The organism is Pseudomonas sp. NY15435 (genome assembly GCF_048068295.1).
Lineage (GTDB): Bacteria > Pseudomonadota > Gammaproteobacteria > Pseudomonadales > Pseudomonadaceae > Pseudomonas.
On record NZ_JBLUQA010000015.1, the window covers coordinates 93527 to 111587 of the forward strand.

16 protein-coding genes are annotated in these 18061 nt (G+C 62.4%); 12 read left to right on the forward strand and 4 right to left on the reverse strand.

What is annotated here, in order from left to right:
- Positions 1–4: 4 nt before the first annotated feature.
- On the reverse strand, positions 5–2416 hold the full coding sequence (ftsK, locus tag ACNFH5_RS27150) for a DNA translocase FtsK (RefSeq protein WP_416751473.1): 2412 nt from the start codon (positions 2414–2416) through the stop codon (positions 5–7).
- A 221-nt stretch (positions 2417–2637) separates the two neighbouring features.
- Here ftsK and trxB point away from each other — a divergent pair, with 221 nt between their 5' ends.
- The 4 genes from trxB to infA all read left to right on the forward strand — a co-directional run bounded on the left by trxB (position 2638) and on the right by infA (position 5392).
- Positions 2638–3588, forward strand: a complete 951-nt coding sequence (gene trxB / locus ACNFH5_RS27155; RefSeq protein ID WP_416751475.1) for a thioredoxin-disulfide reductase — start codon at positions 2638–2640, stop codon at positions 3586–3588.
- 35 nt (positions 3589–3623) lie between these two features.
- On the forward strand, positions 3624–4328 hold the full coding sequence (gene aat, locus ACNFH5_RS27160; RefSeq protein WP_416751477.1) for a leucyl/phenylalanyl-tRNA--protein transferase: 705 nt from the start codon (positions 3624–3626) through the stop codon (positions 4326–4328).
- A 31-nt stretch (positions 4329–4359) separates the two neighbouring features.
- Complete coding sequence (locus ACNFH5_RS27165; RefSeq protein WP_416751479.1) at positions 4360–5067, forward strand: arginyltransferase; 708 nt, start codon at positions 4360–4362, stop codon at positions 5065–5067.
- Between the two features lie 106 nt (positions 5068–5173).
- Entirely contained in the window at positions 5174–5392 is a 219-nt protein-coding gene (infA, locus tag ACNFH5_RS27170; protein WP_002553999.1) for a translation initiation factor IF-1, read from the forward strand.
- 86 nt (positions 5393–5478) lie between these two features.
- Here the strand turns inward: infA and clpA are convergent, their stop codons facing one another.
- Entirely contained in the window at positions 5479–7752 is a 2274-nt protein-coding gene (gene clpA, locus ACNFH5_RS27175; RefSeq protein WP_054909435.1) for an ATP-dependent Clp protease ATP-binding subunit ClpA, read from the reverse strand.
- Between the two features lie 28 nt (positions 7753–7780).
- Positions 7781–8143: an ATP-dependent Clp protease adapter ClpS gene (gene clpS, locus ACNFH5_RS27180; protein ID WP_138526520.1), complete on the reverse strand. Its 363-nt coding sequence runs from the start codon at positions 8141–8143 to the stop codon at positions 7781–7783.
- Positions 8144–8371: 228 nt separating this feature from the next.
- On the opposite strand from clpS, the gene cspD reads away from it, so the two are divergent.
- Positions 8372–8647: a cold shock domain-containing protein CspD gene (cspD, locus tag ACNFH5_RS27185; RefSeq protein ID WP_045214920.1), complete on the forward strand. Its 276-nt coding sequence runs from the start codon at positions 8372–8374 to the stop codon at positions 8645–8647.
- A gap of 73 nt (positions 8648–8720) precedes the next feature.
- On the opposite strand, the gene icd is transcribed toward cspD, so the two are convergent.
- Positions 8721–9974, reverse strand: coding sequence for an NADP-dependent isocitrate dehydrogenase (gene icd / locus ACNFH5_RS27190; protein ID WP_416751486.1), 1254 nt, complete (start codon positions 9972–9974; stop codon positions 8721–8723).
- A 357-nt stretch (positions 9975–10331) separates the two neighbouring features.
- On the opposite strand from icd, the gene ACNFH5_RS27195 reads away from it, so the two are divergent.
- The 7 genes from ACNFH5_RS27195 to ACNFH5_RS27225 all read left to right on the forward strand — a co-directional run bounded on the left by ACNFH5_RS27195 (position 10332) and on the right by ACNFH5_RS27225 (position 18041).
- Positions 10332–12554, forward strand: a complete 2223-nt coding sequence (locus tag ACNFH5_RS27195; protein WP_416751488.1) for an NADP-dependent isocitrate dehydrogenase — start codon at positions 10332–10334, stop codon at positions 12552–12554.
- Between the two features lie 103 nt (positions 12555–12657).
- Positions 12658–13101 carry an NUDIX hydrolase gene (locus ACNFH5_RS27200; protein WP_416751490.1) on the forward strand — a complete coding sequence of 148 codons (444 nt, stop codon included), beginning with the start codon at positions 12658–12660 and terminating at the stop codon, positions 13099–13101.
- A 71-nt stretch (positions 13102–13172) separates the two neighbouring features.
- Complete coding sequence (gene mnmA, locus ACNFH5_RS27205; RefSeq protein ID WP_416751492.1) at positions 13173–14300, forward strand: tRNA 2-thiouridine(34) synthase MnmA; 1128 nt, start codon at positions 13173–13175, stop codon at positions 14298–14300.
- Positions 14297–14917 carry a high frequency lysogenization protein HflD gene (gene hflD / locus ACNFH5_RS27210; RefSeq protein WP_045214777.1) on the forward strand — a complete coding sequence of 207 codons (621 nt, stop codon included), beginning with the start codon at positions 14297–14299 and terminating at the stop codon, positions 14915–14917. Before mnmA ends, hflD begins: the two co-directional genes overlap by 4 nt.
- 96 nt (positions 14918–15013) lie before the next feature.
- Complete coding sequence (purB, locus tag ACNFH5_RS27215) at positions 15014–16384, forward strand: adenylosuccinate lyase (RefSeq protein WP_416751494.1); 1371 nt, start codon at positions 15014–15016, stop codon at positions 16382–16384.
- 60 nt (positions 16385–16444) lie between these two features.
- On the forward strand, positions 16445–17620 hold the full coding sequence (locus ACNFH5_RS27220) for a cupin domain-containing protein (protein WP_138215500.1): 1176 nt from the start codon (positions 16445–16447) through the stop codon (positions 17618–17620).
- Positions 17613–18041, forward strand: a complete 429-nt coding sequence (locus ACNFH5_RS27225; RefSeq protein ID WP_017517103.1) for a GNAT family N-acetyltransferase — start codon at positions 17613–17615, stop codon at positions 18039–18041. The genes ACNFH5_RS27220 and ACNFH5_RS27225 overlap by 8 nt, the downstream gene beginning before the upstream one ends.
- Positions 18042–18061: the final 20 nt, after the last annotated feature.

Here is an 18061-nt window from a genome sequence, read left to right on the forward strand (position 1 = left end):
CGAATCAATCACGGATCGGGGCCGGCGCCATAACTTCGCGCGAGCCATTGGTATTCATCGGAGTGACCACGCCGGCCATCTCCATTGCCTCGATCATCCGCGCGGCGCGGTTGTAACCGATCTTCAGCTTGCGCTGCACGGCGGAAATCGAAGCGCGGCGGCTTTCGGTCACGAAGCGCACGGCTTCGTCGTAGAGCGGATCGTCCTCGCTGCCCTCGCTGCCTTCGCCGCCACCGCCACCTTCGAACGAACCGCCAGCGCCTTCATCGGCACCAGCGAGGATGTCCTCGATGTAGTTCGGCGCGCCACGCAGCTTCCACGCCTCAACGACGCGGTGCACTTCGTCATCGGACACGAAGGCGCCATGAACACGAATCGGCAGGCCGGTGCCCGGCGGCAGGTAGAGCATGTCCCCGTGCCCCAGCAGTTGCTCGGCACCGCCCTGGTCAAGGATGGTGCGCGAGTCGATCTTGCTGGACACCTGGAAGGCGATACGGGTCGGGATGTTCGCCTTGATCAGACCGGTGATTACATCCACGGACGGACGCTGGGTCGCCAGGATCAGATGGATGCCCGCCGCACGCGCCTTCTGGGCGATACGGGCGATCAGTTCTTCCACCTTCTTGCCGACGATCATCATCATGTCGGCGAATTCGTCCACGACGACCACGATGGTCGGCAGGGTCTGCAGCAGCGGAGCCTCGTCTTCCATGCTCTCACGGCGGTACAGCGGGTCGGTCAGCGGAGTGCCAGCCTCCTCCGCGTCCTTCACCTTGCGGTTGAAGCCGGCCAGGTTACGCACGCCCATGGCCGCCATCAGCTTGTAGCGACGCTCCATCTCGGCGACGCTCCAGCGCAGCGCGTTGGCGGCCTCCTTCATGTCGGTGACCACCGGGCAGAGCAGGTGCGGAATGCCTTCGTAGATCGACAGTTCCAGCATCTTCGGGTCGATCATGATCAGTCGCGCCTCTTCCGGCGTGGACTTGAACAGGATCGACAGCAGCATGGCGTTCACACCCACCGACTTACCGGAGCCGGTAGTACCGGCTACCAGCAGGTGAGGCATCTTCGCCAGGTCGGTGATGACCGGGTTGCCGCCGATGTCGTGGCCCAGTGCCAGTGGCACGGTGGATTTGTGCTCGTCGTACTCCGGCGTCATCAGCACTTCGGAGAAGCGCACCATCTGCCGGTCTTCGTTGGGAATCTCGATGCCGACAGTGGTCTTGCCGGGGATGACTTCCACCACGCGCACACTGATTACCGCCAGCGAGCGCGCCAAGTCCTTGGCCAGGTTGGAGATGCGGCTGACCTTCACGCCAGCGGCCGGCTGGATTTCGAAACGGGTGATCACCGGGCCGGGATGCACGGACTCGACGATGACTTCAACGCCGAACTCCTTGAGCTTGATCTCCAGCAGGCGCGACATGGCCTCCAGGGATTCAGGCGAGTAGCTCTGCTTCTTTTCCGAGGCCGGGTCGAGGATCGACAGCGGCGGCAGCGTGCCTTCCACGGCGGTATCGACGAACAGCGGCGCCTGCTTCTCTTTCAGTACGCGCTTGCTCGGCTCGGCCGGTTTGCTGGGCGGCGGCGGGACGTCGATCTTTGGCGCCACGCGCTTTTCGCGCTCCTGAACGCTCTTGACCAGCGCTTCCTCGCGTTCGATCAGGCGTTCCTTGACCTTGGCCTGCTCGCGTCGGTCGGCAACGATGGGCGCAGCGACTTCGGCCACGCGCTCGTCAACTTCACGCAACTGGGCGACGAGCTGCTTATGTTCGCTGCGGGCGCTCCACCAGCGATTGGTGGCGTTGTGGATCAGTTCAAAGAGGTCGAGGGTGATCTTGCCGGTGACGTCCATCACCTTGAACCAGGACAAGTCGGCGAACACCGTCATGCCGAACAGGAATAGCGCCAGGAAAAGCAGCGTACTGCCCTGCACGTTCAGGGCATTGACGCCCAGTTGGCCCAGGCTCTCACCCAGGGCTCCACCCGCCGTGGCCGGCATGTGGGCACCACTGGTGTGGAAATGGATATAGGCCAGTGCGGAACCGGACAGCACCAGGAATACCAGGCCGATCAGCCGCCAGGAGAACAGCCAGCCGCTCCACTCCCAGGGCATGTGGCGCTTGCGGAAGACCTGGTAGGTCTTCACTGCCAGCAACAGCGGGAACAGGTAGGCGAAATAGCCCAGCACCATGAACAGGATGTCTGCACTGAGGGCGCCCAGGCGGCCGGCAGCGTTCTGCACCTGCTCGACGTGACTGGAATGGCTCCAGCCCGGATCGGAGGAATCGTAGGTGAGCAGCGCCATCCACAGGTAGAGGCAGAGCGCGCCAAGCGCGATCAGTGCCCCTTCCTTCAGACGGTAGTGCAGTTGCTGGCGCCAGGCGGCGGCATGGCTTGCTGTGGTGTCCTTCAAAACGCTTCTATTCCTGCGCTATACGCGCGTCCGAGAGTCGTTGGGCCGCGAAATGGGCCTATTGTACGGCTTTGGCCGGCTGATGCCAGCGAACCCGGGCGTGTCCGATTGCGCTTTTGCCGGCTTTCCGGGGTTCGGTGTAGCATAGCCCAACACCGCTTTTCGGCTGCTCAATTGGAGCATGCATTCTCTTACGTGACAAAGGCTTATGGAGTCTTTTTATGAGTGAAGTCAAGCATTCGCGCCTGATCATCCTGGGCTCCGGCCCCGCGGGCTATACCGCGGCCGTGTATGCCGCGCGGGCCAACCTCAAGCCTGTTGTCATCACTGGCATCCAGCCCGGCGGTCAGCTCACCACTACCACCGAGGTCGATAACTGGCCGGGCGACGTGGAAGGCCTGACCGGTCCGGCCCTGATGCAGCGCATGGAGCAGCATGCCAAGCGTTTCGATACCGAGATCGTCTACGACCACATCCACACTGCCGAGTTGCAGCAGAAACCCTTCACCCTCAAGGGCGACAGCGGCACCTACACCTGCGACGCACTGATCATCGCCACTGGTGCTTCTGCCCAGTACCTGGGGATGTCCTCGGAAGAGGCTTTCATGGGCAAGGGCGTTTCCGCCTGCGCCACCTGCGACGGCTTCTTCTATCGCAACCAGGTCGTCTGCGTGGTCGGCGGCGGCAATACCGCTGTGGAAGAGGCACTCTACCTCTCCAACATCGCCAAGGAAGTCCACCTGATCCACCGCCGCGACAAGCTGCGCTCGGAGAAGATCCTGCAGGACAAACTGTTCGAAAAAGCCAAGAACGGCAACGTGCGCCTGCACTGGAACACCACCCTGGATGAAGTTCTGGGCGACAACATGGGCGTTATCGGCGTGCGCCTCAAGGACGCCAACAGCGGCGAAACCCGCCAGCTGGACCTGGCCGGCGTATTCATCGCCATCGGCCACAAACCCAACACCGACCTGTTCAAAGGCCAGCTGGAGATGCATGACGGCTACCTGAAGATCAAGGGCGGCGCCGAAGGCAATGCCACCCTGACCAGCATCGACGGCGTGTTCGCTGCCGGCGACGTGGCTGACCACGTCTACCGCCAGGCCATCACCTCGGCTGGCGCCGGCTGCATGGCCGCACTGGACGCCGAAAAGTTCCTCGACGACAACTGATCGGCCAAGGGGAGGCTCGCCCTCCCCTCCTCCCTATGCTCAAGTGGCTTTCCCGTAGCAACTTCGACTTCCCCCCTCTCGACAAGGCCCTGCATGAGCCCAACGGCCTGCTTGCGGCCGGTGGAGACCTCAATCCGCAGCGCCTGATCCAGGCCTACCGCCATGGCTGCTTCCCCTGGTACCAGGACGGCCAGCCGATTCTCTGGTGGTCGCCTGACCCGCGCACCGTACTCTTCCCGGAAGAGCTGCACGTCTCCCGCAGCCTCGCCAAGTTCATCCGCCAGCAGCAGTACCAGGTGACCATCGATCAGGCATTCGAGCAGGTCATCCATGGCTGCGCGGGCCCGCGCGATTACGCCGACGGCACCTGGATCACCACTCCGATGCAGGACGCCTATTGCCAATTGCACCGCCTGGGCGTTGCTCACTCCGCGGAAGCCTGGCAAGGCAACGAGTTGGTCGGCGGGCTTTATGGCCTGGCCATCGGCCGCCTGTTTTTCGGCGAATCCATGTTCAGCCGCGCCGACAATGCCTCCAAGGTCGCCTTCGTTGCGCTGGTGCAGCGCCTGAAGGCCGCCGGCTTCGTGCTGATCGACTGCCAGATGCCGACCCAGCATCTGCACAGCTTCGGCGCCCGCGCCATTTCCCGCCGCGAATTCGCCAGTTACCTGCGCCGTCATCTCGACGAAACACCTTCGCAGGACTGGACTTCACGAGCGGACCTGCTCAGCCTGTCTTAAACTTGCCTGAGGGACCTCGCAGGGGTTGAAGATGACCGAGCTCGCCCGCCTGAAGTTTTACGCCACACAACCGCATCCATGCAGCTATCTGCCCGAAGAACAGGCGACTACCCTGTTCCTCGACCCCAGCCAGCCCATGGACGCGCAGTTGTACGCCTCACTGTCCGAGGTGGGCTTCCGGCGTAGCGGCGAGCACCTCTACCGGCCGCACTGCCAGCACTGCACAGCCTGCATACCTGCGCGCATTCCGGCTACGGGCTTCCAGCCCAGTCGCCAGCAGAAGCGCATCATCAAGCGCAATGTCGACCTGGAGGTAATCCGCAAGCGCCCCGCCTTCACTGAGGAGTACTACGCGCTGTACATGCGTTACATCGAGCAGCGCCATGCCGACGGGGACATGTACCCGCCCAGCCGCGACCAGTTCGCCACCTTCCTGGTGCGCGACCTGCCGTTCAGCTGCTTCTTCGAATTCCGCCTGCAAGGCCGCCTGCTCGCCGTCGCCGTGACGGATGTGTTGCCGAACGGCCTTTCCGCTGTCTATACCTTCTACGACCCGGACGAAGAGCGCCGCAGCCTCGGCCGATTCGCCATCCTCTGGCAGGTCGCCGAGACCGAACGGCTGAACCTGCACGCCGTCTACCTGGGCTACTGGATCAAGAATTGCCGCAAGATGAACTACAAGACCCAGTACCGCCCGATCGAGCTTTTCGTGAACCAGCGCTGGGTGGCATTGAACTGACGCGAAAACACCCATTGGCGTTGTGGGGCGATTTCAGGCACACTATGTGCCTTTTTTAATGGCCTGAAACACTTCAGGCAATCTTAGATACCGAGGGTTCTACTGCATGTCGAAAGAAGACAGCTTCGAAATGGAAGGCACTGTCGTCGACACCCTGCCCAACACCATGTTCCGCGTGGAGTTGGAAAACGGGCACGTCGTTACCGCGCACATCTCCGGGAAGATGCGCAAGAATTACATCCGCATCCTGACCGGCGACAAGGTTCGCGTTGAACTGACGCCCTACGACCTCTCCAAGGGTCGCATCACCTACCGCGCTCGCTGACAGACGGTAGGTGCCGGCAAAAACCGGCACACAGAAAAACGCCCGGCATTGCCGGGCGTTTTCGTTTGGGCCTTGCATTTCAATCGTCAAGCCGGCTCAGCGGCAATCACCTCGAACTCGAAGGCCAGTTCGCCATCCTTCAGGTCGACGTGAGCAACGCCACCATGCTCGGCCAGTTCGCCAAACAGGATCTCCTCGGCCAGCGGCCGCTTGATCTTGTCCTGGATGAGGCGCGCCATCGGACGGGCACCCATTTGCGGGTCGTAGCCCTTGTCCGCCAGCCAGACCCGAGCCGAATCGCTGACCTCGATCTGCACGTGCTTGTCCTCCAGCTGCGCCTGCAGCTCGGTGAGGAACTTGTCGACGATGCTCTTGATGGTCTCGTGACTCAGGCGGCCGAACTGAATGATGGTGTCCAGGCGGTTGCGGAACTCCGGCGTGAAGCTCTTCTTGATCACTTCCATGGCGTCGCTGGTGTGATCCTGCTGCGTGAAGCCGATGGAGGCCCGCGCCGCGGTTTCCGCGCCGGCGTTGGTAGTCATGATCAGGATGACATTACGGAAATCCGCCTTGCGTCCATTGTTGTCGGTCAGCGTGCCGTGATCCATCACCTGCAGCAGCAGGTTGAAGACTTCCGGATGCGCCTTCTCGATCTCGTCCAGCAGCAGCACGCAGTGCGGCGTCTTGGTGATCGCCTCGGTGAGCAGGCCACCCTGGTCGAAACCGACGTAACCCGGAGGCGCGCCGATCAGACGGGACACGGTATGCCGCTCCATGTACTCGGACATGTCGAAGCGCACCAGCTCCACACCCAGCGCCTTGGCCAGTTGGCGAGCCACCTCGGTCTTGCCCACCCCGGTCGGGCCGGAGAACAGGAAGGAACCGACAGGCTTGTCCGGCGACTTGAGGCCGGCGCGTGACAGTTTGATGGCAGTGGACAGCGATTCGATCGCCGCGGCCTGACCGAACACGGTCAGTTTCAGATCACGCTCAAGGTTACGCAGCAGTTCTTTATCGGAACTGGACACGTGCTTGGGCGGAATCCGTGCGATCTTCGCGACGATGTCCTCGACCTGCGGCACTTCGATGCGCTTCACACGCTTCTCTTCCGGCTGCAGGCGCTGGTAGGCACCGGCTTCGTCGATTACGTCGATGGCCTTGTCCGGCATGTGCCGATCATTGATGTAGCGCGCAGCCAGCTCGGCAGCGGCACGCAACGCCTCATCGCTGTACTCGATGTGGTGGTGCTGCTCGAAGCGCGGTTTCAGGCCTTTCAGGATGCCGAAGGTATCCTCGACGGACGGCTCGGTGACGTCGACTTTCTGGAAGCGACGCGCCAGCGCGCGATCCTTCTCGAAGATGCCGCGGAATTCCTGGAAGGTGGTTGAGCCGATGCAGCGGATCTCACCGGACGACAGCAGTGGCTTCAGCAGGTTGGACGCATCCATCACCCCGCCCGAGGCCGCACCAGCACCGATGATGGTGTGGATTTCATCGATGAACAGCACCGCATGCGGGCGCTTGCGCAGCTCGTTGAGCAGTGCCTTGAAGCGCTTCTCGAAGTCGCCACGGTACTTGGTGCCCGCCAGCAGCGCCCCCAGGTCCAGGGAGTAGACGACACTGTCGGACAGCAGGTCCGGCACCTGGCCATCGACAATGCGCTTGGCCAGGCCTTCGGCGATAGCGGTCTTGCCGACACCCGCCTCGCCAACCAGCAGCGGGTTGTTCTTGCGGCGACGAGCCAGGATTTGCGCGACGCGCTCGACTTCCGATTCGCGACCGACCAGCGGGTCGATGCGCCCCTGGCGCGCCAGGTCGTTCAGGTTGCTGGCATAGGCATCCAGCGGATGGCTGGAAGTGGAGGACTCGCCGCCCTCCTCGTCCTGCATCTCCTGCTCGCTGTCCTGATGCTCGGCATGCCCCGGCACCTTGGAGATGCCATGGGCGATGTAGTTGACCACGTCGATCCGCGCGACGCTCTGCTGCTTGAGCAGGAACACCGCCTGGCTTTCTTGCTCGCTGAAGATGGCAACCAGTACGTTGGCGCCGGTGACTTCGCGCTTGCCGGAACTCTGCACGTGGAATACGGCACGCTGCAGGACACGCTGGAAGCCCAGGGTTGGCTGGGTTTCGCGATCCTCGTCGTGCTGGGGAATCAGCGGCGTGGTGGAATCGATGAACTCCTGCAGGTCTCGCCGCAGCTTGTCCAGATTCGCACCGCACGCCTTCAGAACCGTCGCGGCAGCTTCATTATCCAGAAGCGCCAACAGCAAGTGCTCAACGGTCATGAACTCATGCCGCTTCGCCCGCGCCTCCTTGAAGGCGAGATTGAGGGTGACTTCGAGCTCTCGATTCAACATGACTTCACCTCGCTCCCAAACATCCGCATCAACCTTCTATCTCAATTTCGCACAACAGTGGATGTTGGCTCTCCCTCGCATATTGATTGACCTGCATGGCTTTGGTTTCCGCGACATCGCGGGTAAAGGTCCCGCAGTGCGCCTTGCCCTGGGTATGCACAGTCAACATGACCTTGGTTGCCTGCTCGCGGTTCATGTTGAAGTACAGCTCGAGCACCTCAACCACGAAATCCATCGGGGTGTAATCATCGTTGAACATGATGACCCGATACATGGACGGCGCCTTCAGGGCAGGTTTGGCTTCCTCAACCGCCAGCCCCGTTCCGTCGTCTTCCAATGGATCCGGGCGGTCCTGATTGAATGTTAGTCGAATCTGGCTACTTGCATGCATGCTGGAATAAAAGCTTTGCGAGTGGGTGAATGAGTGGGCCGGCCGGAGTTTGAATCGCCTCTCAGGCCCAGACGACGCCGCCTTGACTAACGGCAAAAGGGTGTTACAACCAAAGGATACCCCCCGGAGGGTATCAGGAGTTCCGGACGCCAGTCTTTAGAAAAAGGCATAGCGGAATAGTAGTGGATGATACTCCAGCGATGGAGTCCTTTGCAGAGGGATATCAGCATGCTTAGCGGTAAGGTCAAGTGGTTCAACAACGCCAAGGGCTATGGTTTCATCCTGGCTGATGGCCGAGATGAGGACCTGTTTGCTCATTACTCGGCAATCCAGATGGATGGCTACAAGACACTCAAGGCCGGCCAACCCGTCAGTTTCGAGATCCTGCAAGGTCCGAAGGGGTTGCACGCGGTGAACATCCAGCCCGTCAACGCCAATGCATCCACCCCATCCGCGCAGACTGCTCCGAGCAGCGAGGTAGAGAACCTCACGGCGGAAGCCTGATTCGTCAAGGATCAGACGAAACGAAAAAGGCCGGCAGCAAGCCGGCCTTTTTCATGGGCGGGGAATCACCCGGTTACATCTTGGCGATGATCGCGTCGCCGAACTCGGAGCACGACAGCAGCTTGGCGCCGTCCATCAGTCGCTCGAAGTCATAGGTCACGGTCTTGGCGGCGATGGCGCCGTTCACACCGTCGATGATCAGGTCGGCCGCTTCAGGCCAGCCCATGTGGCGCAGCATCATCTCGGCAGAGAGGATCACCGACCCCGGGTTCACCTTGTCCAGGCCCGCGTACTTGGGCGCAGTGCCGTGCGTTGCCTCGAACATGGCCACCGAGTCGGACAGGTTGGCGCCCGGCGCGATGCCGATGCCGCCGACCTCCGCCGCCAGGGCATCGGACAGGTAATCGCCGTTCAGGTTGAGGGTGGCAATCACATCGTATTCGGCCGGGCGCAACAGGATCTGCTGCAGCATGGCATCGGCGATCACGTCCTTCACCACGATGTTCTTGCCCGTATTGGGGTTCTTGAACTGCATCCACGGGCCCCCGTCGAGCAACTGAGCGCCGAACTCGTCGCGAGCGATCTCATAGCCCCAGTCCTTGAACGCACCCTCGGTGAATTTCATGATGTTGCCCTTGTGGACGATGGTGACGGAGTCACGATCATTGTCCACGGCGTACTGCAGGGCCTTGCGCACCAGGCGCTTGGTGCCCTCCTGGGAAACCGGCTTGATGCCGATGCCGCAGTTGTCGGTGAAGCGGATCTTCTTGACGCCCATTTCCTCGGTGAGGAATTTGATGACCTTCTGCGCCTCAGGGGTGCCGGCCTTCCATTCGACGCCGGCATAGATGTCTTCGGAGTTCTCGCGGAAGATCACCATGTCCACATCGCCGGGCTTCTTCACCGGGCTCGGTACGCCTTCGAACCAGCGAACCGGGCGCAGGCAGACATAAAGGTCCAGCTGCTGGCGCAAGGCCACGTTCAGGGAGCGGATGCCACCCCCCACCGGTGTGGTCAGCGGGCCCTTGATGGACACCACGTAATCGCGAACGGCATCCAGGGTTTCCTGGGGCAGCCAGGTGTCCTGGTCGTAGACCTGGGTGGCCTTTTCGCCGGCGTAGACTTCCATCCACGCAATCTTGCGGTCGCCTTTGTAGGCTTTCTCGACGGCGGCGTCGACGACCTTGATCATGACCGGACTGATATCGACGCCAATGCCATCGCCCTCGATGAAGGGGATGATCGGGTTCTTCGGTACATTCAAGGACATATCGGCGTTGACGGTGATTTTGTCACCGGCCGGCACCTGGATCTTTTGGTATCCCATGCTGAACTCCGCTTTTTGGTTGAAACCCTCTTGCAGCCACTGAGGGTAGCTCACAAGCCGGTAATCGAACCACATCATTCCTTAGTCTAAAAAAGGGACACGCTTCACCCCGCCTTTAGGGTGGTATACTGGCCGGCATGACTTAATGGTCATCGAGGTCCGAGCAGTCTGGGACCAGACTCTCTCCTCGCAGCGGCGCACGTCCTCACCAGGATCCCGCCGTACAACGCTCTACTGGCGCCCCAATATCCCCGCGGCAAATCTCGAAGGTCGGTCAACCACTTCGCTGACCGCAAGCGTGTACCAACGCGATTCGAGACTCTGTGCGCGCCCAGCAAAGAAGAGAGTTAGAACGAGATGTCCATCCGCTCGAAGATCACCTACACCTTCACCGACGAAGCACCCGCCCTTGCCACCTATTCGCTTCTTCCTATCGTAAAAGCCTTTGCCGCTTCCGCCGGCATCGACGTCGAGACCCGCGACATCTCTCTTTCGGGCCGTATCCTGGCCTCCTTCGCTGACAAGCTCGGCGACAAGGCGATCGAAGACGATCTGGCCTACCTGGCCCAACTGGCCACAGACTCCAAAGCCAACATCATCAAGCTGCCGAACATCTCCGCTTCGGTGCCGCAGCTCAAGGGCGCCATCGCCGAGCTGCAGAAACTGGGCTACGCCGTTCCGGACTTCCCGGAAGACCCGCAGACCGACGCAGAGAAAGACACTCGCGCCCGCTACGCCAAGGTACTGGGCAGCGCCGTGAACCCGGTCCTGCGTGAAGGCAACTCCGACCGCCGCGCCCCGGCCGCCGTGAAAGCCTACGCCCGCAAGCACCCGCACAGCATGGGCAAGTGGAGCATGGCTTCGCGCTCCCACGCCGACTACATGCGTGGCGGCGACTTCTTCTCCAGCGAGCAGTCGGTCACCATCCCGAAGGCCGGTGAAGTCCGCATCGAGTTCGTCGGCAAGGACGGCAAGGTCGAGACCAAGAAGACCCTGAAGATGCAGGACGGCGAAGTCCTCGACAGCATGTTCATGAGCTGCAGCAAACTGCGCGCCTTCTTCGAGAAGACCCTGCAGGACTGCAAGGAAACCGGCGTCATGTGGTCCCTGCACGTCAAGGCCACCATGATGAAGATCTCCCACCCGATCGTCTTCGGCCACGCCGTCACCGTCTACTACAAGGACGTGTTCGAGAAGTACGGCCAGCTGTTCGAAGAGCTGGGCGTGAACCCGAACAACGGCATCTCCAGCGTCTACGACAAGATCAAGTCGCTGCCGGCCTCGCAGCAGGAAGAGATCCTGCACGACATCCACGAGGTGTACAGCCACCGTCCGGAAATGGCGATGGTCGACTCGGTCAAGGGCATCACCAACCTGCACATCCCCAGCGACGTGATCGTCGACGCCTCCATGCCGGCCATGATCCGCAACTCGGGTCAGATGTGGGGCAAGGACGGCAAGCAGAAAGACACCAAAGCGGTAATGCCGGAAAGCACCTACGCCCGCATCTACCAGGAAATGATCAACTTCTGCAAAACCAACGGCGCGTTCGACCCTACCACCATGGGCAGCGTACCGAACGTCGGCCTGATGGCGCAGAAGGCCGAGGAATACGGCTCCCACGACAAGACCTTCGAACTGGAAGCTGACGGCGTGATGCGCGTCGTCGACGCCGACGGCAAGGTCCTGATGCAGCACGAAGTACAAGCCGGCGACATCTGGCGCGCCTGCCAGACCAAGGACGCCCCGATCCGTGACTGGGTCAAGCTGGCCGTTACCCGTGCCCGCGCCTCCAACACCCCGGCCATCTTCTGGCTGGACCCGGAGCGCGCCCACGACAACGAGCTGCGCAAGAAGGTCGAGCTGTACCTGAAGGACCACGACCTGACCGGCCTGGACATCAGCATCAAGGGTTACAACGAAGCCATCCGCACCAGCATGGAGCGCCAGCTGCGCGGCCTGGACACCATCTCGGTGACCGGCAACGTCCTGCGCGACTACCTGACCGACCTGTTCCCGATCATGGAACTGGGCACCTCGGCCAAGATGCTGTCCATCGTTCCGCTGATGGCGGGCGGCGGCATGTACGAAACCGGCGCCGGCGGCTCGGCTCCGAAACACGTACAGCAGCTGGTGGAAGAGAACTACCTGCGCTGGGATTCCCTGGGCGAGTTCCTGGCCCTGGCCGTCTCCTTCGAGGAAGAAGGCATCAAGACCGACAACGCCAAGGCCAAGGTACTGGGCAAGACCCTGGACATCGCCACTGGCAAGCTGCTCGACAACAACAAGTCGCCGTCGCGCAAGATCGGTGAGATCGACAACCGCGGCAGCCACTTCTACCTGGCCATGTACTGGGCCCAGGCCCTGGCCGAACAGAATGACGACGCCGAGCTGAAGGCTCACTTCGCCACCCTGGCCAAGACCCTGACCGAGAAGGAAGCGGCCATCGTCGCCGAACTGAACGGCGTCCAGGGCAAGCCGGCGGAAATCGGCGGCTACTACCGTTCCAACCCGGAGCTGACCAGCCAGGTCATGCGCCCGAGCGCGACCTTCAACGCCGCGATCGACGCACTGGCGTAAGCCACTTCGCGTGACACCAGAACCCCCGGGCCTTCCCGGGGGTTCTGCTTTCTGCGCCCCGCCACGTTAAACTCGCGCCTTTTCGAACCACGAGAACAGATTCATGCGCTGGCTAGCACACGTCACCGTCGCCACCATCGTCGAAGACCAGGGCCGCTTCCTGCTGGTGGAAGAAATGTCCGCTGACAAAAAACAGGTGTTCAACCAGCCGGCCGGCCACCTGGAAGCCAACGAAACACTGCTCGAAGCCGCCGTGCGCGAAACCCTCGAGGAAACCGGCTGGGACGTGGAGCTGACGGCCGTCACCGGCATCTACCTGTACACCGCGCCAAGCAACGGCGTGACCTACCAGCGCGTCTGCTTTGCAGCCCGCCCTGTGCGCCATAACCCCGAGCGCGCACTGGACGACGGCATCCTCGGCGCCCGCTGGCTGACCCGCGATGAACTGGCCGACCAGCCCGAGCGCTGGCGCAGCCATCTGGTATTGCGCTGCATCGACGATTACCTGGAAGGCGAGCGTTTCCCGCTGAGCCTGATCCGCACCTGAGCCCCAGCCGAGCCTGAGCCGCTCGGCTCTGGTAGAATCCCCGCCTTTACCTGCACCCGTGATGCGCCACCATGTCTGATTCCCTGAAAGCCCCGCAGAACACCCGCGTCATCGTCGGCATGTCCGGCGGCGTGGACTCCTCCGTCTCCGCCCTCCTCCTCAAGGAACAGGGCTACCAGGTGGAGGGCCTGTTCATGAAAAACTGGGAAGAGGACGACGGCACCGAATACTGCACCGCCATGACCGACCTGGCCGATGCCCAGGCCGTCTGCGACCGCCTCGGCGTCAAGCTTCACACCGCCAACTTCGCCGCGGAATATTGGGACAACGTCTTCGAGCACTTCCTCGAAGAGTACAAGGCCGGCCGCACGCCGAATCCGGACATCCTCTGCAACCGCGAGATCAAGTTCAAAGCCTTCCTCGACTACGCCGTCGCCCTCGGCGCCGACCTGATCGCCACCGGCCACTACGTGCGCCGTCGCGACATCGACGGCCGCAGCGAGTTGCTCAAGGGCCTGGACCCGAACAAGGACCAGAGCTACTTCCTCCATGCCGTGGGCGGCGAGCAGATCGGCAAGACCCTGTTCCCGGTCGGCGAACTGGAAAAGCCCGAAGTGCGCGCCATCGCCGAAAAATACAGCCTGGCCACCGCGAAGAAGAAGGACTCCACCGGCATCTGCTTCATCGGTGAGCGCCGCTTCAGCGACTTCCTCAAGCAGTACCTGCCGGCCCAGCCGGGCGACATCGAGACCACCGACGGCCAGGTCATCGGCAAGCATGTCGGCCTGATGTACCACACCATCGGCCAGCGCCAGGGCCTGGGTATCGGCGGCCTGAAGAACGCCGACGACAGCCCGTGGTACGTGCTGGAGAAGGACCTGGCGCGCAACGTCCTGGTCGTCGGCCAGGGCAACGACCATCCGTGGCTGTTCTCCCGCGCCCTGCACGCCTCGCACATCTATTGGGTCAACCCCATCGACCTGGACCAGCCCAAGGCCCTGCGCGCCAAGGTGCGCTACCGCCAGGCCGACCAGGACTGCGTACTGGAGCGCACCGAGAACGGCTACCGTGCCGTCTTCGACGAGCCGCAGCGCGCTGTCACTCCCGGCCAGTCCGTCGTCTTCTATGACGGCGAAGTCTGCCTGGGCGGTGGTGTCATCGAATCCGCAGAACCCGCGTTCGCTAAGGACCGTACATGAGCGATCTGCACGACCAGATCATCGCACTCTCCGGCGTCTTCGAAGCCGCCGCCCTGGTAGACCGCCTGGCCCGCACCGGCCAGGTTCCCGAGGCACCGCTGGGCTGCATGCTCGGAAGCCTGCTGGTGCGCGACCCGAAGACCACCCTCGACGTCTACGGCGGCGACACTGCCAACCTGCGCGAGGGCTTCCGCGCCCTGGTCAGCGCCCTCGAGCGCGACCCCAACAGCCTGCAGCGCGAGCCGCTGCGCTACGCGCTCTCGCTGATCGGCCTGGAACGCCAGCTGAACAAGCGCGACGACATGCTCGACATCATGGGCACCCGTCTGGACCAGATCCAGCAACAGGTGCAGCACTTCGGCCTGGTCCACGAGAACGTCATCGCCTCCTGCGCGGGCCTCTACCAGGACACCCTAAGCACCTTCCGCCAGCGCATCCAGGTGCATGGCGACATGCGCCACCTGCAGATCAACGCCAACGCCGCGCGCATCCGCGCCCTGCTGTTGGCCGGTATCCGCTCCGCGCGCCTGTGGCGACAGCTCGGCGGCAACCGCTGGCAGATGCTGTTCAGCCGGAAGAAAATGCTGAACGAACTGCGCCCTCTGTTGCGCGGCTGAAACACGCCCTTGCGGTCGCCGCAAGGGCGACCGGTTCGCGCCATTCGTGTATGATGTGCGCCCTTTTCGTTGACCGACAGCTACGAGAACGCCCCCATGCAGCTTTCCTCCCTTACCGCGGTTTCCCCCGTTGACGGCCGTTACGGCAGCAAAACCAGCGCCCTGCGTCCGATCTTCAGCGAATACGGTCTGATCCGTTTCCGCGTCCTGGTGGAGGTTCGCTGGTTGCAGCGTCTCGCCGCCCATGCCGGCATCCCTGAAGTGGCGCCCTTCTCCGCCGAAGCCAACGCCCTGCTGAACCAGCTGGCAGACGACTTCCAGCTGGAGCACGCGCAACGCATCAAGGACATCGAGCGCACCACCAACCACGACGTCAAAGCCGTGGAATACCTGCTCAAGGAACAAGCCGCCAAGCTGCCGGAACTGGCCAAGGTCAGCGAGTTCATCCACTTCGCCTGCACCTCCGAGGACATCAACAACCTGTCCCACGCCCTGATGCTGCGCGAAGGCCGCGACACCGTATTGCTGCCGCTGATGCGCCAGATCGCCGACTCCATCCGCGAGCTCGCGATCAAGTTCGCCGACGTGCCGATGCTCTCGCGCACCCACGGCCAGCCGGCCTCCCCGACCACCCTGGGCAAGGAACTGGCCAACGTCGTCTACCGTCTGGAGCGCCAGATCAAGCAAGTTGCTTCGGTCGAGCTGCTGGGCAAGATCAACGGCGCAGTGGGCAACTACAACGCCCACCTGTCGGCCTACCCGCAAGTGGACTGGGAAGCCAACGCCCGCGAATTCATCGAAGGCGACCTGGGCCTGAACTGGAACCCCTACACCACCCAGATCGAACCGCACGACTACATCGCTGAACTGTTCGACGCCGTCGCACGCTTCAACACCATCCTCATCGACTTCGACCGCGACATCTGGGGCTACATCTCCCTGGGCTACTTCAAGCAGAAGACCATCGCTGGCGAGATCGGCTCCTCGACCATGCCGCACAAGGTCAACCCGATCGACTTCGAGAACTCCGAAGGCAACCTCGGCATCGCCAACGCACTGCTCCAGCACCTGGCCAGCAAACTGCCGATCTCCCGCTGGCAGCGCGACCTGACTGACTCCACCGTGCTGCGCAACCTGGGCGTCGGCTTCGCACACAGCGTCATCGCCTACGAAGCCAGCCTCAAGGGCATCAGCAAGCTGGAACTGAACGCCGCACGCATCGCCGACGACCTGGACGCCTGTTGGGAAGTCCTGGCCGAGCCGGTACAGACTGTCATGCGCCGCTACGGCATCGAGAACCCCTACGAGAAGCTCAAGGAGCTGACCCGCGGCAAAGGCATCAGCGCCGAAGCCCTGCAGGTGTTCATCGAGGGGCTCGACATGCCGGCAGAAGCCAAGGCCGAGCTGAAGCAACTGACTCCCGCGAACTACATCGGTAACGCTGCCGCCCAGGCCAAGCGCATCTGAGATTCGCCCTGACTTTGCACGCCCGGCTGTGCCGGGCGTTTTTGTTTCAAGGACTTACACATGAATCCTGCTATTCCTCTTCAGCTTTTGGGCGGCATCAGCGCCGAAGAATTCCTCCGCGACTACTGGCAGAAAAAGCCCCTGCTGGTGCGCCAGGCCATCCCCGACTTCAAGAGCCCGCTTGACCCTGACGAGCTGGCTGGCCTCGCCCTGGAAGAGATGATCGAATCGCGCATCGTCCTCGAACACGGCGACAGCCCTTGGGAGCTGCGCCGCGGCCCGTTCCAGGAAGACACCTTCAGCCAGATGCCCGAGCGCGACTGGACCCTGCTGGTACAGGCCGTCGACCAGTTCATCCCGGAAGTCGCCGAGTTGCTGGAACACTTCAAGTTCCTGCCCAGCTGGCGCATCGATGACGTAATGATCAGCTACGCCGCTCCCGGCGGCGGCGTTGGCCCGCACTTTGACAACTACGACGTATTCCTACTGCAGGGCCACGGCCGCCGCCGCTGGAAAGTCGGCCAGACCTGCGACGCCAGCAGCCCGATGCTGCCGCACGCCGACCTGCGCATCCTCGCCGAATTCGAAGAAAGCGCCGACTGGGTGCTGGAACCCGGCGACATGCTCTACCTGCCGCCGCGCGTAGCTCACTACGGCATCGCCGAAGACGACTGCATGACCTACTCGGTCGGCTTCCGCGCCCCCAGCGCCGCCGAAGTGCTGACCCACTTCACCGACTTCCTCGCCCAGTTCCTTTCCGACGAGGAGCGCTACAGCGACGCCGGAATGGCAGCGATGAAAGGCGACTTCGACCAGCACCAGATCCAGCGCGACGCCCTTGATCGCCTGAAAAACCTGCTGCAGGAGCACATGAGCGACGAACGCCTGCTGCTCACCTGGTTCGGCCAGTTCATGACCGAGCCGCGCTATCCGGAACTGGTAGCCGGCGAGGAGATCGAGGAAGACGACCTGACCGCCGCCATCGAAGACGGCGAGGTACTGATCCGCAACCCCAGCGCCCGCATGGCCTGGAGCGAAGTGGACGTCGGCCTGCTGCTGTTCGCCAGCGGCCAGACCGTGGTCCTGCCGGAAAAACTGCGCGATCTGCTCAAGCTGGTGTGCTCGGCTGAATCGCTGCACGAAGGGAATCTCGGCCAATGGCTGGCCGACGACGATGGGCGTAAGCTCATCGGAGAACTGATCAAACAGGGCAGTCTGGAGTTTGCCGATGAGTAGCAAGATCAGGGTTCGCGTCGCGGACTGGCAAAAGGATAATGCCGATCTGCGGCGCATTCGCGAGGCGGTGTTCATCGCCGAGCAATCGGTCCCGCCGGAACTCGAATGGGACGCCGAGGATGTCGAAGCCGTGCACTTCCTCGCCTTCGAAGGCGACTACGCCATCGGCACCGCCCGCCTCCTGCCGGACGGGCACATCGGCCGGGTGTCGGTCCTCAAGGACTGGCGCGGCCTGAAGGTCGGCGACCTGCTGATGCGCGCCGCCATCGAGCAGGCAGAAAGCCAGGGGCTGCAGCGCCAGTTGCTGACGGCCCAGGTCTACGCCATTCCCTTCTACGAACGGCTAGGCTTCCAGGTAGCCAGCGGCGAATTCCTCGACGCCGGCCTCCCCCACGTGGACATGGTGCGCGAAAGCGCCTGAGCAGCGACCAGCAAGGAGCG